Genomic DNA, 15,742 nt, shown 5'->3' on the forward strand with positions numbered 1-15,742 from the left:
CTTATGGAAAAATTTCACATGCTTTTATATCTAAATTTTTAAAATTTTCAAATAAAAGCTCTCCTTCATCAGTTACGGCAATTATAGCAACATCATACTCTTTTGACAAGTCTTTCAATTCATGGGCAGGGGTATTAAAGGCTATAGTCGCAACCGCATCCAAAAGTGTTGCCGTTATACCGTTTTTTAAAACTGTTAGACTGCTGTAGTAATGGTTTTGTGTAGCAGACTGACTGTCTAATATATGATGATTTTTTTTCGAGCCGATATAACGTTCATAATCTCCACTTGTAGAGATACTAAAAGGCGTGTTTTTTGTTTCGATGACACCAAGATATTTGTGTATGTCAAAAGGATTGGTAATGGCGACCCGGTAGTTTTTTCCCAGTGTAAGTATCTCACCCCCAGCATTGACAAGGATTTTTGTCGCTCCTTTGCTTTGTAGAAATAAAAATACTTTTTGAGCAATATACCCTTTGCCTATCCCCCCAAGATCCAGACGCATTCTTTTTTTTGCAAGAAATACTGTGTTGTCTTTTACATGTAACTGGCGGTAATCGACAAGATGTTTTGTTTTTTGAAGTTCTTGTTTGGCAGGTATCTTCTTATCTGTTTTCCCAAAACCGTAAAGCCCCTGTGTCAAAGCACCGATTGTGGGATCGAATTTTCCTTTTGAGCGTTGTGCGATTTTGAGTGCTTCTGAAAAAAGTTCACACTCCTCTTGGTTACATGTAACCGCTTCAATCCCTGCATTTTTATTGATTAGAGAAACAAGGGAATCCTCATTATAGGCAGAAAATCTCTCTTCAAAACGCTTGACACTCTCAAGCGCTTCAAAGAGAATTTTGCGAGAAACATTGGCCTCCATGATAAGCTCTGTGCTCATCACTTTGGCTTTTAATCCTCTTATGAAAAAACCCATTTTAATACTCAAACTCATAGGTGAGTGTGGTAAAAACAGCCTTTATGCTGTCCACGCCATACCAGTTTTTAATATAATCGTTTTTACTGGTTTGATAATAGTCAATGCTTGCTGTCACCTTGTCACCTTTACTTGTTTTATAAATGAACGGCAGTCCAATTGTATAGGAGTCAAAGGCACTCATACGGTAATCTATGGCAAAGTAAGGGTCATTGACACTGTAGCTGCCAAGAGCTTTGACAAAATTGGACTTTGTCTGCGTATAATAGCGCAATCTAAGGCCAGATGTAAAATGTGAACTGAAATCGTGCAACTCTTCTATATTGACTGTATGTGATTTTATATCCCAGTCATCTGTATAATACCGATAGGAAAAGTTCATTGCATTGTCTGGGTTAAGGAGATATACTCCCTTGAATGCAAATGCTTTTCCTGTTCGTGTTTGGGGATAGTTTTCAAACTTTGCAAAACCATCTTGCAGTACATAATGATACGGAGAAGATAAAAAACCTTCACTGTACATGTAAGAGAAAACGCCCTGAAGCGAAAATCCCGGTGTTATCAACTGATTGAGAGAGAGGTCAATTTTACCCTCTTTTCTATCATCTCTTGGCAATTCTCTGTCAAATACAGGGTACCAGTAATCAGACGATTGTGAAATACCGATTCCAAGTGCAGTATTTTGCTCGTTGAGTTGACGTACATAGTTTACAAAGACTGCTCTGCCGGTATAATCTGCCTCTTTTGAGTAATACGCTCCAAAGCTTAGCATATTTTTTCCGTCATCATATGTAGCCATGAGAGTCGGGGCATAGCGTACATCATCAAAAAGTACTCCTTCCGCACGTGATGCGCCTGTAACGGCATCTACTCTTTGTGAATTGGCACCGTTACTGATACTTGCTGCCGTAATTGTGTCAATTCTCATCTTAAATCCAAGCATCCACTGATGCGATACTTTTTTAAACAAAGAAAATGTCGGTGAATAAACCTGTACATCTGCATTGTCACTGTAGCTGTTTATTCCAAAACTCATACTGTCTTTCAGGCTCGATGCCAAAGAACTTATCTCAAGTGCAACAAGAGAAATCATCATCCATATAAAATATTTTAACGACATCCGCAACCCCCCTGAAAACTACTCTCTCCTCCGGCGCTCGCTTCACGGATAAGAAAGATATGTCCCTCCTGTTCGGCACGTTCGGCAACCGGAGAAAGGCTCATCTTGTCTTGCGCAAAAAACTCTTTCTCGTACGGCATAACCCGGACAAGTTTTTCACTGCAGCCTGTTATAAATAGCATTAAAAGCACTAAAAAAAGTATCTTCATCCCTATTTCCTTTCCAGCTCAGCTATCTTTTTCTCTAAATCCTTTATCATTGCTTTATCAAGGCTGCCTATGTAAACTGCCGCAATTTTTCCTTCCTTGTCAATCAGGAATGAAGATGGCAGTCCGGGACATCTATATGCCTTTGGCAAACTCTTTTTTACATCATACAGGGCAATGAGGTTTTTGTCTGGATCAACTCTGTTTAAAAACTCTTTTGCATTGTCATCTACACTGTCTATGCTTGCAGCAACAACTATAAAATCTTTTTTGTTGTGCCGTTTTTGCAAAGCAACAAAAAGAGGCATCTCCTCTTGGCATCCACTGCACCAGCTTGCCCAAAGATTGAGCAGTACCACCTTGCCTCTCATCTCACTGTTGCTTAGTACTTTTGCAGGCTTATAAAGCAGTGGCAGTGTATAGGCTACCTGCTTGTCTCCTTCTCTCGGTGCGGCAAAAAGAGTGAGGCATATCATTACTGTTAATATTACTTTTTTCATTATTTCTCTCCTTATTTACATAAATCAGCATTGATTGATGCATTCAAAAAATCGGTTGTTTTTCCGTTGTGACAGGTATTACACGATAAACGATTTGAAAAATTTTGTGGATTATCAATAGAGTATTCTCCGCCACTAAAATTATGTGATGCCTGTCGTGACTGTGCCATTGTACGTCCGGATACCCTTTCAATTATTCTTACTGTGTAAGAACCGTTGAGCGTAGCATTAAAAAGTCTGTCAAGTAGAAAAATATTACCTCTTCCATTATTTCCATTTGAATTTTCATCATAATAGCTGGCTGTCGAATACACAGTATTGAAGTTATTATCCAGAAATTCTACAGCCAGATCTGCATCACATACCTGGTTGAGGTCATCTATATCGGTGGTATTGTAACTTTTAAAAAGTGTCCCTCCAAAAACAAGATGTTTGTCTATCCCAAGATCAACATTGTGACATGCCAAACAATCGCGTCCCTGAAAATGCCAACCGCTTGCAGTGGTTGTATTTTCTTCTCCCCCGTCATCTTCACCGCATCCGTTTAAGAACAGTGTTACAGGGATTATTACTGCCATAATCCAGTATTTCATCAAGCCTCCTTTGTTTTTTGTTATTTTATGCATCAATTATGAAAAATTGATGAAGATTTTGTCCTCTATGGTAAATTTTTTTAAAGGAATTAATTAAATGATTAAATGGTGCCAAAGTAGATTGATGTTAGTATGAAAAGAAGTTCCCAAAGTAGTATAATCACTGTAGATGGAAGTTGTAGCACTCAAAAAGTGCTACTAAAATTTACTTGATACAGAATTTAAATGGTCTCGATATTTCATTCTTTTTCCTAATTATCAAGTGCACCGGCAGCAATCCAGTCACGAACTGTAGTATATTCTACAGAATCGATGTTGATAATGATGCCTCCTCCGTGTCCTGTGCTTCCGCTTCCTTTTTGTAAAAGAGAGGAGTTTGTAGGATTTGCGGTATCAACAAAAGGGGTAACCCCTGCATATGGCGTTGTGCTGTTTGTTATGGAGAAATTACCACTGTTTCCATGGCAGGAAGCACAGTTGTTATTTAATATTGGCAGCACATCATTGGCAAAAGAGATTGTTGGTAATGGCGATGTTGTTGTGTTTGTATCTACAATCACAGTTGTATTTGTATCCACAGGAAGCGGCACAGCTGTATTATTTGTATCTGCTGTAACAGGAGCCTGATACATAAACGATACGATTCTGCCAGGTGCGCCATTTGCTCCGTTGAGAGAGTGACAACTGTTACAATCGAGTCGGGAGTCATTGTGTGAGTTTGTGGCTGAGCGATTTACTACATTTCCGGCTCTGTCTAAAACTTCAACAGTATAATTTCCTAATCCTGCATTGACATTCGCATATACATTTCCTGTTCCGCGGGCCAAACGGTATGATTCAATAATACCGCTTTGGAGTACCAGGCGTAAGCTGTAGCCACTGGCGGCCTGGGATGCATTTGCATTTTCCCCATGAAGCAGCGTATAGACAGTGGCACCGGAACTAAAAGCATTTTCTCCGGCTTCATTGTTTTCATTATCCTCATTATCCTCATTGAGGGCAACAGCACCTGTAGTACTGTGACATTGCGCACAGCTTTGACCTTGATAATGCTGCGCGTCTTCTCCCTCATCTTCATAGTCTACATCCCCATGTTCAAGTTCATAATCATGTTTGAGATTTATAAGATGTGTTGTGAGCTGTGCTATTTCATCTTCACCAATCTCATTTTCAAGTTCTGTTTCTATATCTGAAAGTTCTGCTTCGTTTTCAATTTTTTGTACAGTGGTGCTTGTTGTTGCCAATGAGTCAACCAGGTCTTTTTCTTCCTGCTCTGTATCATGTGCATCATCTTGCATATATTTGTCATATTCTGCCAGAACATCGACATCTCTTATTACAGCTGTTGTGTTTAACTCGTTGAGATCATTAATATCTGCAGTTTTTGCGTACCTGTAAAGTGCATTTGAAATAGCTTCCACTTTCAAAGACTCGCTCGGAGTTTTTTCAAATACATCAGCCTGTGTCAGGTTTAAATCATTTAACATTGCATCCAATGCTGTTTGTGTCTGCGGATTTGTTTCAAGTGTTGTCAGGAGTGTTATCACATTCCCTTTGACTGTGGTTAAATTCATATCATTGACGACATCACCAAGGCTTACTTTCCCGTCTCTGTCAAGATCAATCACACCCTTACTCGCAACTATAGGGTAGGTCGGTTGTGAAGCAAAACTGTACTTTCCGTTTGCCAGCTCAGTTGCAACTTGCCCTGAGGCATCTACTACATCTGCTCCGATAATCGGTCCTCTCTCAACTGTAATTGTAGTTGCTCCTGCAACTGGTTGAGTTGTGTCCGTTGCCGTTGTGTTTGTTGAACTTCCACAGCCGCTTAATATTGCCATTGCTGCCGCAATGCTAAGAATAGAAATGTTTTTCATAATAAACTCCTTTAAAGTTTTGATAGTGCTACTTTAAAACAGTTTTATGAAAAAAAAATGAAGATTGAAAGATTTTATGAAGATTTTCCTATTTTGTATCCTACCCCACGGATACTTTTTATAAACTCTTTGTTTTGAAGCTTTTTTCGAATATTTTTTACATGTACATCAACAAGATTGCTGTGTTTGACAGAATAATTGCTTTTGTTGATATGCTCACTTAATTGATAGCGTGTTAAAACCTGATTTGGATTTTTCATCATCAACTCCAAAAGATCAAATTCCGCGGTCGTTAATTCTATTTTTTCTTTTCCGACAAATACCTCTCTGTTGCTTTCGAGCAAAGTGACATTGCCAATAGTAATTTCAGTTTTTTTGATACTGTTTTCACGACGCAACAAAGCACGCACTCTTGCCAAAAGCTCCACTGTTGAGTATGGTTTGCATAAATAATCATCAGCGCCACTATCTAAAACTGCAACTCTGTCATCCACTTCAGAGTTTGCCGAGAGCATAAAAACAGGTGTCTGAATGCCCATGTCACGTATTTCTTTTAAAAGTATCAAGCCGTCACCGTCACCAAGATTCCAGTCGAGAAGAATCAGTGCATAATGGTTTTCGTCAATCAACTGCTGGGCTTCTTTGTAGCCAAAAGCAACATCACAGTGATACCCTTCTGCTTTGAGAAATTTTGCAAGTTGTTTTGCAACAATCACATAATCTTCTACTATTAAAATATTCATGACCGGGAGTTTTTTTCCTTAGCTTTTGAATTCGTCGATTGTTTTCTGTAAAGAAGAGGCAACCTGTACGAGTTTTTGCAAATCAGCTTCTATACTGATGACACTTGTACCGTTTGCGGTGGAAAGGGTTTCTATCTTCTCTATATAGCGAATGATTTCTTGAATGTTCTGCGACATTTTTTCACTGTCGTCTTTTGATTTGTTTGCCATCTGTGAAGAGGTTTGCATCGCTTTGGAAGTTGTCGTGATTTTTTGTTCCACATCATCAGATATATGGACAAGAGCTTCTATGTTTTGCGCATTGACTGTCATCTTGTCACTGACGTCATTGATAGCCTGCACAATAGTGCTGACACTGATGTCTATCTCTGCCAAACTTTTTTGGGTGCGTTCTGCAAGTTTTCTGACTTCATCGGCAACCACGGCAAATCCGCGCCCGTGTTCTCCTGCGCGCGCAGCTTCTATGGCGGCATTAAGGGCTAAAAGATTTGTCTGTTCGGCTATCTCTTTGATAACATTGAGGACATTTTTGACCTGATCGGCATCATTTTTAAGGACTAAAAGTTCGCTTGAGAGTTCGTTTTCACTCTCTACAAAATGTTCTACTTCACTGTTAAGTTTTGCCAGAGAGCTGTGTGCCTCTTCGAGTTCTTTTTCGGCATTGAGAATCGTTTCCTGAGTAACAGTGGCTGCCTCTATGGTTTCATCTAAAATCTTTTGGATATCTTCTGTTTTTTGGCTTGTTTTGGAAACAATTTCTCTCTCCTGCTGTACCCCCTTGCGTATGACATGGGAAGAAATTTCTATTTCAGAGGCAATTTCATTGTTTTGTTCGCCGAGAGATTTTACCTCATTTACGGTAGATTGTATCATTTCTATAAAGTGATTGACTTCATTGGCAGTTTCACCAAACTCATTGCCTTTTTTGTAGGCAAGACGTTTGGTTAAATCTTTGTTCCCACGGACAAGGTCTGCAATCCTCTCTTTGAGATTGTTCAGCGGTGTAAAAATTTCACGGCTGAAAAAAATGAGAGCAACAATGCTAAAAGCGATACCTCCGATAATCAAAGAGATGATAAGCGTTGTGTTTGTCTGTGTAATCTCTTCATCGTTTTTGTCAAGAGATATTGTCAAATCCATTGCTCCAAGAGCATACCCGACTTCTGCATTGTAGTGACACTGGAGGCATCTTTTTTCGGCTGTCATTGGTTTTATCATGCGAATAATATGGTGCCCGTCTTCATTTTTTTCGATAATTTTTGTCTGTTTGTTTTGTAAAACTTCCTGTATAAGAGGGTCGGTCGTATATGTTTCATTTGGTGCATAAACTTCCATAACGGCTTTTGATTTTGCAATTTTCAAGTCTTCTATGCCGTCGATGCTTTTTGCACTCTCAAAGGCAGTTTGGACAACTTCGGGGTCACCCATCATCATACTTGTTGTCATCGTCTGAAAAATGGACTCACTCAGCATTTTTAGAGATTTTTTTGCAGTGCTATCGGAAAGACTGTGCAGTGTCGAGGAGAGATAATAGGACATTCCGATAAGTCCGAGAATACTTAGTGCGGCAATGGAGACAATTACTTTTGACTTTACTGATGAAAACATTAAAAAATCCTAAGAGTAAAAAATTTAAGTATTATAACGTAATAAAATGTTTGTATGATTACATACTGTAAATTAAATACTCAATCTGCTCCAAAAGTTCCTGATTTTGTATGCTGTTTTGTGCTGCATAAGCAAGGGCAGCACCTGCGCCAACGCCCTCTTTTGCTTCGCCCTCGTCATACTTTTTGAGTATGGGTATCTGGGTTTTTGCAAAACTGAATGTTGTATAGAGTGCATGGGGTGTATAGCTTAACTGCTCTAAAATATGGGCAATATCGGAATTCTTGTCCTTTGTGACCCACTGCGTGGTTGCAAGGGTAATGTTGTCATGTTTGACCCGCATCAAAACATCTTCTCTGAGTCTGTCGGCGATTAAGAGACAGGCTGCCATCTGTGTTCCACCTGCCAGAACTATTTCAAATCGCTTGGAAGCTTCAAGCAAAAATCCGGCACAAAAAAGAAGCATATTGTCACTGACAATGCCAAGTTTTTCAAAATTGTCCATGTCACTGTTGATGAGGCTGAGGGCTTTGTTGACTGTTTGCGTCTTGATGTTGCTCGGTACATGTAAGAAACTTGAGGAAAAATCATCTGCACAGTCATAGCCGAGTGCCAAGACGGAAGCGGTTGCTGTTGTTGTGCCTGCCGGGGTACTTTCTCCAAGGATGAGATAATTTCCTTTTAACTCATAAGCTTTTCCAAACTCCATACCTTTTAAAAACACCTCTTTTGCATCAATATTCGCCCCTGTGTCAATAGAGCCTGAGGGTTGGATATCAAACTGGTGCACAATGCAGTTTTGCGGCTGTTGGCTCAGACCCAAATCCAAAATCTCAATTGTACTAAAAGGAGTGAGATTATGTACCGCACGGGTAATAAGTGCAGGAGTAGGAACACCTGTGGGTGTTTCGGCAAGCTCACCCAAAGAGAAAACTTTTTCATGACTTATGTATTCGGCATCAAGAGTAGGAGTAAGAGGAATTAGACCCGGAATCCCGGCCTGGGTAATCCCGTCTATTTCACAGGTCTTTGTGACGCTTGCGGCAAGTAAAAAATCAGCTTTCCCCTCAGGAAGGGAGTCCACATCGTTTGTCAGTATATTATATGTTTGCATTATAAGAATCTTTTTTCTAATTGTAACAAAAATTACAAATATTTTCTTTTGTTTCAATATATTTTGGATAGTTTAAGTTTTTACTGTTAGAATAAAAACTTATTTTAATAAGAGGAGCATAGTTATATGTTGAAAAAAAGTGTTATTATAGCGTCGTTGATGGCGTTGGTTTTAGTTGGGTTTAGTGGTTGTAGTGCGATGAAGACAGCCGTAAAAAAGAGAAATCTTGATGTACAGACAAAAATGTCTGAAACTGTATTTTTGGAGCCTGTGGGTCCGGAAGAAAAGATTATCTACTTTGATATGAGAAATACTTCTGACAAGCAGGTTGATGTTAAGACTGCAATTGCTAACGAGTTTAGAGCCAAAGGCTATAAAATAACGAATGATCCAAAGAAAGCAAAATATATGCTCCAGGGGAATATTTTAAAAGTCGGTAAAAGTGACTTAAGAGAAGCACAGGCTATGATGGGTTCCAGTTTTGGTGCGGCGTTAACCGGGGGTGCTTTAGGTGCTGCAACATCATACTCATTAGGCGGTGGAGGACGTACGAGTGCTGCGATAGGATTAGCAGGTGCTGCACTTGGTTTTCTTGGAGATGCTTTGGTAGAAGATACAGTATATGTAATGGTAACTGATTTACAAATCCGTGAGAGACCACTTGAAGGTGAAGTTGTAACACAAACACAGCAGGCATCTTTGGCACAGGGAAGCTCTACAAAAGTACAGCAAGACATTAAAGGCGGCAAAGTAAAATGGAAAACGTACCGTACACGTATTATTTCAACTGCAAATAAAATGAATTTAAAATTTGACGAAGCACGTCCGGTTCTTGAAAAAGCGCTTGCTCGTTCAATTGCAGGTGTATTTTAACAAAATCAGAAAGAGCAGTTTATAAACTGTTCTTTCTACCCGTCTATAAGCTTTCTAGTCAATATCCACACCATCCCAGAATTCGTCATAATCCAAATTAGTCAGTGCATTTTCATCTGCAAGATTTTTTTCAAGCAGTTTTTTCTGCTGTTCTTCAAAATAGAATTCCAGGGCTTCATTGATAAGGGTACTCTCATCCTTTTTAAGGATTTGTGTAAATGTTTCCAGGTTTTGGAGGTTATAGTCGTTAATAGTTATTTTCATAAAATATTTTCACAACTCTTATTTTGTTTGGACAACTCTTTTGTTAAGAGGCTGTGTCGGTCTTTCGTTGTTTCTGTAGTATTTTCTTAAAGCATCGAGTTGTGATTTTGAGATGTTGACTGTATCTTTAAAAATATACCACTCTACACCTTCTGTACAAGGCGGTGTTGTAAAAGAGCCTTTGTAATGATAGTAGTGGTCGGTATCTTCTGGCAAGAGGTCATTTGGATTTATGGTGACTTTTGCTTTGGCATTGAGGATTTTTGTTAATGCAGGATTCTCTTCACCCACTTCAAACATTACAGCTATAACAGCTACCGACCCGTCTTTTGCCATATGGACAAAATGCGCGACTGCATTGTATCTTCTGCCGTCAATTGTGTGCTCGCTCATGCCGTGAAAATGAAACTGTTTTAACTTATAGTCTTTTCCGTGCAGTGAAATATAGCCTGCATCAACCGGGGTGACTTTAAGGGAGTGCCCATTGTCCACAACAGTGGAAACACCTTTGTAGTCTTCGGAAAGTTTGATTGTGTAGCTATGGTCCAGTTGCTGTGTTTTTTCTGTTTCTATATTGATGGGAGACTGTTCTTTGCCCTGTTTGCAGGTTTTACTGAAGTGTCCCCAGTCCTGAGGACCGTGTTTTGCATAGTCCCAATGTGCTTCAACACCGGCAAATGCCATTGTTGCACCTGCCATCAGTGCCAAAGTTGCTGTACTAAACTTTTTCATAAATTCGTTTCCTTATTTTATATATATTATAAGTTTAGCATACTTAATAGATACTAAATCAGGCTGTATAAATAAGTTTTTCGTGAATTGTGTTTCCGTTCAGTTCAACATATCGCATCGGGTACATGTCCAGATCAAGAGGACGGACAAAACCGCGTGTGACGACAACCTTTGTTCCCTGTATCTCTTTGACCGAGTCAATATGTTTGTGCCCTGAGAGTGTTAAAATCAGGTTAGGGTATGGAAAGAGCCTTTTTTGCACTTCTAGTGTATTATTTAAAACGTACTTGTGAATATCTTTTTCTTCTGTGCCGCCCCAGTAGTTTGTATAGGGATGGTGATTGAGTATCACTGTTGGTTTGTTCTGTTTGAGAACTTTTTGGGCAAAAGCTATTGTTTCTTGTGTGTAGGCTCCGTTATTATGGTTTTCTATACAGCTGTCAAGCCCTAAAATATTGTAGCCTTTTGTTTCCAGGAGCCAGTCTTTTCCCTCTACATGTAACTCTTTTGCACTGCAGAACATATTTTTGAACTCTTGGAGATTGATTTGTTTGTCACCGCTTGGAAAAGACTCTTTGTTTCCTCTGACTGTGTAGTAAGGACAGTGAAGTGTGTCGGCAATCTCTTTAAATTTCAGTGCGTCACTCTCTTTGGGCGCATTGTTGTTAAAGTTGTCTCCGCCAAAAAGCACAAAGTCCAAATCTTTGTAGTTTTTGTTGATAAAGTCAGCCATAAGCTGCATCGCTTCGACACTGTCACTGTCACTCAGATCCATATGCGAATCTGTGACATGTATAAACTTCAGTGTTTTTTTCGAATCTGTTTGGGCGGAGGCCATTAAAGGCATCGCACCGGCGACTACTGCACTCTTTAAAAAGTTTCTTCGTGATATTTGTGACATTGTTTTTCCCTCTCTTTGTTTAAATACTCTCTACAGTAATGTAGCATCACTGACAATACATTTTCCCCCGTATGTCTCCAAAAACTTTTTAAGATCTTTTTGCATGTTCTCCAACAGTTCTTTTTTACAAACACTAAAGACCAGAATATTGCTCAGTACATCCGAGACATCATCTGCTGTCTGAAAACCGTGACCCCCATAGCCTTCTACATCTTTGATGACAGTATACCCGCCTATCTTATGCTTTTTAAAAACTTTCAAGAGTCTCTTTATATAAACAGACTCAATGATGACTTCGATTTTTTTCATCTTTTACCCCCAAAATGTTGTTATCATATAATAATACAACGGTATACCTAAGGAAATATTGAATGGGAAGGTAACTGCCAGACTTAACGGTAGATAGATTCCCGGATTTGCTTCAGGTACAGAGAGTCTCATAGCTGCCGGAACGGCGATATAAGAGGCACTCGCACTGAGTAGTGCCAAAAGAAAAGCATCCCCTTTTTCAATTCCGAAGAAATAGGCTACCGCTACAGCTACAGAGGCATTGACCATCGGCATAATGAGTGCAAATCCTATCAAAAACATTCCCACTTTTTTCAGTTCATGAATTTTTCTTGCTGCAACAAGACCCATGTCAAGAAGGAAAAATGCAAGCATCCCTTTAAAGAGCGTTCCAAAAAGCGGCTCCATAGAGTGCCATCCTTTGTCTCCTGTCAATATCCCAATGGCAAGCGCGCCTATAAGTAAAAATACAGAAGGGTTTAAAAAAGCTTCTCGTAAAATCTCTTTTATACTGGTATTTTCATCTTCTGCGTCAGAACTTTTGGCAAAGAGTGCTGCAAAAACCAGACCGATAACAATAGCCGGCGATTCCATAAGTGCCATAGAAGCAACCATAAATCCGCCATGCGCAACACCTATAGTGTCAAGATAGGTAATTCCTGTAATGAAAGTAACAGCACTAATAGAACCAAATGTCGCAGCAATGGCTATGGCATTATAAACATCTATTTTCATTCTTAAGATAAAAAAACTGTATACCGGAACAAGCATAGACATACCTACTGCAATAAGCAGGGCTTTAAAGATGTATGTGCTGAGTCCGCTTTGGGAAAGTTCATGACCACCATGTAATCCAATCGCTATAAGCAGGTAAAGTGAAAATAGTTTAGGCAGTGGTTGAGGAATAGTTAAATCAGATTTTAAAAAAATTGCTAGCATTCCCAAAAAAAAGAATAACACAGGCGGATTTAACATGTTTTGTAGAATTATATCGATATTCATTTTTTAAACTCCTATTGCATAAAGGCGGTAGCTGTTTATTTCAGATTTTTGTCTGTAGTGTAGCGAAACAAACCTTTACTTTAGTGTAGTGTTTCCCTTCTTTTTTGTTTAAAAAGAAGGGATTAAGGGAGGTTTTATTCACCTTGACCTAAAGAGTATGCACGCTCTCCGTTAATCATATAAAGATTTTCTGTTTTGATAACCTCTATTCCTGCTGCATCTATTCTATTCATCATATCTGTGATGTCACTATTGCTTAAAATATCTCCTTGGTTTTTAGCATAGTATCTACATCTCCAGTGATCTGTTAAGAATGTTTCAGGGTGACCATTTGGATAAACTTTTTGACCACGGTTAGAGATCATTTTGAGTGCCATACCTGTATCTTTTGCTAATTCAACCAGTTTGTCACCGATAGTATTTGCATCACAGTCATCTCTTGTAAAGATATCCACACCGATAAGATCCATTTTTTCGCTTCTTACATTTGAAAGAACAGGTTTTTTGATCTGAATTGCTTTGTCATATCTTACAGGAGTAAGTGTTGATGGCTCTTGTCCTAGTCTTTCAATAACAGCATCAGCAAACTCTTTTGTTCCTACTTCTGTATGCTCTTTGCCTTGTGCTTTAAGTTTTCTAGCAAGGTCATATGTTACGATGCCATCTTCAATTGTTTTCAACCAAGCATTGTGAACTTTTTCAGCTACTTCAGGCTGACCAATCTGAACCATCATCATAACACCAGAGAGTAAAAGACCTGATGGGTTTGCTTTGTTTTTACCAGCATGACGAGGTGCAGAACCGTGAATTGCTTCATACATTGCGATATCTGCACCAACATTTGCACCTGGAGCAATTCCAACAGAACCTGTCATGAGTCCAAGAATGTCAGTCGCAACATCTCCATAAAGGTTAGGCATTAATACCATATCAAAATCTTCAGGAGCATCTACAAGTTTTGCCATACCGATGTCTATAATCCAGTCATCAGCTTGAATTTCTGGGTAGTTTTTAGCAGTTTCGTAGAATACTTTTACAAAAAGACCATCTGTTATTTTCATGATGTTGTCTTTTATCATACATGTAATTCGTTTTCTTCCGTATGCTTTGGCATATTCAAAGGCGTACTGGCATATTTTTTCACAACCCGGTCTTGTGATAATTTTAAGACACTGTGTTACTTCAGGTGTTTGTTGGTGCTCTATTCCTGCATATAAATCTTCTTCATTTTCACGAATAGTAACTACATTCATACCTGGGTATCTTGAAGGAATGAACGGATCATATGATATAGCCGGACGAACATTTGCATATAAACCTAATGTTTTACGGATAGTTACATTTAAACTTTTATATCCACCGCCTTGAGGTGTTGTAATTGGTGCTTTAAAAAGAACTTTGTTTCTTTTTATAGATTCCCATGCTTCAGCAGCAATTCCAGAAGTATTCCCTGCAAGGTATACTTTTTCTCCAACATCAATGTGTTCCCACTCTACATCTGCACCTGCAGCATCAAGTATTCTGATACTCGCATCCATAATCTCCGGACCGATTCCGTCTCCGCGTGCTACTGTAATAGTTCTTTTTGCCATTTTAATTCTCCTTAATAGAATTCTTCATAATATTTTTAGAAATCATCATTTTGATAATGATTTCCACCTACATTTGAAAACATGCCGATATTTTAATAAAAATAAAAGATTAAGTCTTTACAGGTTTTATCCTAAAAATTATCTATTTTTAATCTATTTATATACAATTATTATTCTATATATATTCAATTTTTATTTTAAATATTTACTTTTGAAAAAGTTATCCCTTTAAATGTTCCTATTTAAAGGAGTTTGTGCTAAAACTTGATTGAGAGGTAAAAGCTTAAATCAAAATGATTGTCGTCTGAGAGATATTTGTTCTTTTTGTAGATGGCGTAGGGTGGTTGGGTAGTTGTTTCGTATTCACTGTTTGGAAGCCATTCGGTATAAACCCAGTATAAAAAATGTAAAAAATCTCCATCGGCACCGGTTATATCAAATTTGGCATAAACACCTTTTGCAATATTGAGTTTTGGAAGTCTTTCATAATCAATTTTATTTTTATCATTGACTTTTATACAAGCAACATATTGGCACTCCTCGAGATGGGTGACGGTAGGGTTGTCGTGAAAAAGGGCGATATGCTCGTAATCTTTAATGTTGTTACTGTAGGTCCATGTTTGCACTTTTTGCCAGGTCTGTCTGATTTGATCATTGTATCCGTTATGTCGCATATAATAAACTTCGATTTGGGGCATATTGACTATAGTCGCTTCAATGTTGTTATAGGTGGCATTGGAGGCGATAGCTTTTTTTGATTCTGCAAGAATTGTCTGAGAGTATGCTTTATGCCCGCCTTTTTTCCATGCCGTAGGGGTCATGGAAAATCTCTTTTTAAAAACACGGATGAAAGAGGTCTGTGAGCTGTATCCGCATAAAGCGGCTATCTGGGTGATAGTGGAATATTTGTTTGTCAGCAGCAAAGAAGAGGCTTTTTGCAGTCGGATAGATTTGATGCTTTCATAAATATTTCTTCCAAAAACCTCTTTGTAAATTTTGTGCATATAGACTTTGCTGATGTTAAACTGCTGAGCCAACTCATCCATATTGATGTCGGTATCAATATTTGTATATATATAGAAGAGTATATCGTTGGATATTTGCGTTTTTTTATTGAGTGTTTCTCGCTTCATAATTTAAGGGCACCTTTAAAAATTCTGATATATTTCAACATTATAGCAAAGTACTAATGCAAGGCAAAACTACGCAGGAGCTACGAGTAGCTGCAAGTGGTTTTGACTTTGAGGTATATCAGAATTTTTAGAGGTGCCCTTCAACGCCATTAAGGTAAAAAAATTAATGCTTTCTCGGAACCGGTACTTCAGTGCCGGCTGTTGCAATAGTCTTGCCACTCTCAGCCGGCACTGAAGTACCGGTTCCAAATAAATGCTTAACTTAATGACAGTG

Annotated in this window: 17 protein-coding genes; 1 reads left to right on the forward strand and 16 read right to left on the reverse strand. The window is 38.7% G+C overall.

Annotated features, from left to right (window positions below; genetic code table 11):
• Position 1 precedes the first annotated feature (1 nt).
• The 9 genes from FJR45_RS00525 to FJR45_RS00565 all read right to left on the reverse strand — a co-directional run bounded on the left by FJR45_RS00525 (position 2) and on the right by FJR45_RS00565 (position 8,683).
• Complete coding sequence (locus tag FJR45_RS00525) at positions 2 to 922, reverse strand: FAD:protein FMN transferase (protein ID WP_193150880.1); 921 nt, start codon at positions 920 to 922, stop codon at positions 2 to 4.
• A 1-nt stretch (position 923) separates the two neighbouring features.
• Entirely contained in the window at positions 924 to 2,042 is a 1,119-nt protein-coding gene (locus tag FJR45_RS00530; RefSeq protein WP_193150881.1) for a DUF3570 domain-containing protein, read from the reverse strand.
• A complete protein-coding gene (locus FJR45_RS00535; protein ID WP_193150882.1) occupies positions 2,033 to 2,251 on the reverse strand; it encodes a DUF4266 domain-containing protein in 219 nt (72 codons plus the stop codon). The genes FJR45_RS00530 and FJR45_RS00535 overlap by 10 nt, the downstream gene beginning before the upstream one ends.
• Positions 2,252 to 2,253: 2 nt before the next feature.
• Positions 2,254 to 2,748 (reverse strand): TlpA family protein disulfide reductase, encoded by a 495-nt coding sequence (locus FJR45_RS00540; RefSeq protein ID WP_193150883.1) that lies wholly within the window; start codon positions 2,746 to 2,748, stop codon positions 2,254 to 2,256.
• Between the two features lie 11 nt (positions 2,749 to 2,759).
• Positions 2,760 to 3,341: a hypothetical protein gene (locus FJR45_RS00545; RefSeq protein WP_193150884.1), complete on the reverse strand. Its 582-nt coding sequence runs from the start codon at positions 3,339 to 3,341 to the stop codon at positions 2,760 to 2,762.
• A 251-nt stretch (positions 3,342 to 3,592) separates the two neighbouring features.
• The gene (locus FJR45_RS00550) at positions 3,593 to 5,218 is read right to left on the reverse strand and encodes a hypothetical protein (RefSeq protein ID WP_193150885.1); all 1,626 of its coding nucleotides are present in this window, start codon (positions 5,216 to 5,218) and stop codon (positions 3,593 to 3,595) included.
• 74 nt (positions 5,219 to 5,292) lie between these two features.
• A complete protein-coding gene (locus tag FJR45_RS00555) occupies positions 5,293 to 5,961 on the reverse strand; it encodes a response regulator transcription factor (protein ID WP_193150886.1) in 669 nt (222 codons plus the stop codon).
• An 18-nt stretch (positions 5,962 to 5,979) separates the two neighbouring features.
• Positions 5,980 to 7,569, reverse strand: coding sequence for a methyl-accepting chemotaxis protein (locus tag FJR45_RS00560; protein ID WP_193150887.1), 1,590 nt, complete (start codon positions 7,567 to 7,569; stop codon positions 5,980 to 5,982).
• Positions 7,570 to 7,627: 58 nt separating this feature from the next.
• On the reverse strand, positions 7,628 to 8,683 hold the full coding sequence (locus FJR45_RS00565) for a nicotinate-nucleotide--dimethylbenzimidazole phosphoribosyltransferase (protein ID WP_193150888.1): 1,056 nt from the start codon (positions 8,681 to 8,683) through the stop codon (positions 7,628 to 7,630).
• A gap of 126 nt (positions 8,684 to 8,809) precedes the next feature.
• Between FJR45_RS00565 and FJR45_RS00570 the strand changes: the two genes are divergently transcribed.
• Entirely contained in the window at positions 8,810 to 9,556 is a 747-nt protein-coding gene (locus FJR45_RS00570; RefSeq protein WP_193150889.1) for a complement resistance protein TraT, read from the forward strand.
• Positions 9,557 to 9,610: 54 nt separating this feature from the next.
• Here the strand turns inward: FJR45_RS00570 and FJR45_RS00575 are convergent, their stop codons facing one another.
• The 7 genes from FJR45_RS00575 to FJR45_RS00605 all read right to left on the reverse strand — a co-directional run bounded on the left by FJR45_RS00575 (position 9,611) and on the right by FJR45_RS00605 (position 15,468).
• Positions 9,611 to 9,820 carry a hypothetical protein gene (locus FJR45_RS00575; protein ID WP_193150890.1) on the reverse strand — a complete coding sequence of 70 codons (210 nt, stop codon included), beginning with the start codon at positions 9,818 to 9,820 and terminating at the stop codon, positions 9,611 to 9,613.
• A gap of 18 nt (positions 9,821 to 9,838) precedes the next feature.
• Positions 9,839 to 10,552, reverse strand: a complete 714-nt coding sequence (locus tag FJR45_RS00580; protein WP_193150891.1) for a carbonic anhydrase — start codon at positions 10,550 to 10,552, stop codon at positions 9,839 to 9,841.
• A 58-nt stretch (positions 10,553 to 10,610) separates the two neighbouring features.
• On the reverse strand, positions 10,611 to 11,453 hold the full coding sequence (locus tag FJR45_RS00585; protein WP_193150892.1) for a metallophosphoesterase: 843 nt from the start codon (positions 11,451 to 11,453) through the stop codon (positions 10,611 to 10,613).
• Positions 11,454 to 11,483: 30 nt separating this feature from the next.
• Positions 11,484 to 11,762: a P-II family nitrogen regulator gene (locus FJR45_RS00590; RefSeq protein WP_193150893.1), complete on the reverse strand. Its 279-nt coding sequence runs from the start codon at positions 11,760 to 11,762 to the stop codon at positions 11,484 to 11,486.
• A gap of 3 nt (positions 11,763 to 11,765) precedes the next feature.
• Positions 11,766 to 12,743: a sodium-dependent bicarbonate transport family permease gene (locus tag FJR45_RS00595; RefSeq protein WP_193150894.1), complete on the reverse strand. Its 978-nt coding sequence runs from the start codon at positions 12,741 to 12,743 to the stop codon at positions 11,766 to 11,768.
• A 134-nt stretch (positions 12,744 to 12,877) separates the two neighbouring features.
• Positions 12,878 to 14,335 (reverse strand): NADP-dependent isocitrate dehydrogenase, encoded by a 1,458-nt coding sequence (locus FJR45_RS00600; protein ID WP_193150895.1) that lies wholly within the window; start codon positions 14,333 to 14,335, stop codon positions 12,878 to 12,880.
• A 257-nt stretch (positions 14,336 to 14,592) separates the two neighbouring features.
• Positions 14,593 to 15,468 (reverse strand): AraC family transcriptional regulator, encoded by an 876-nt coding sequence (locus tag FJR45_RS00605; RefSeq protein ID WP_193150896.1) that lies wholly within the window; start codon positions 15,466 to 15,468, stop codon positions 14,593 to 14,595.
• Between the last annotated feature and the right edge of the window lie 274 nt (positions 15,469 to 15,742).

Source organism: Sulfurimonas sediminis, from assembly GCF_014905115.1.
GTDB classification, from domain to species: Bacteria; Campylobacterota; Campylobacteria; order Campylobacterales; family Sulfurimonadaceae; genus Sulfurimonas; species Sulfurimonas sediminis.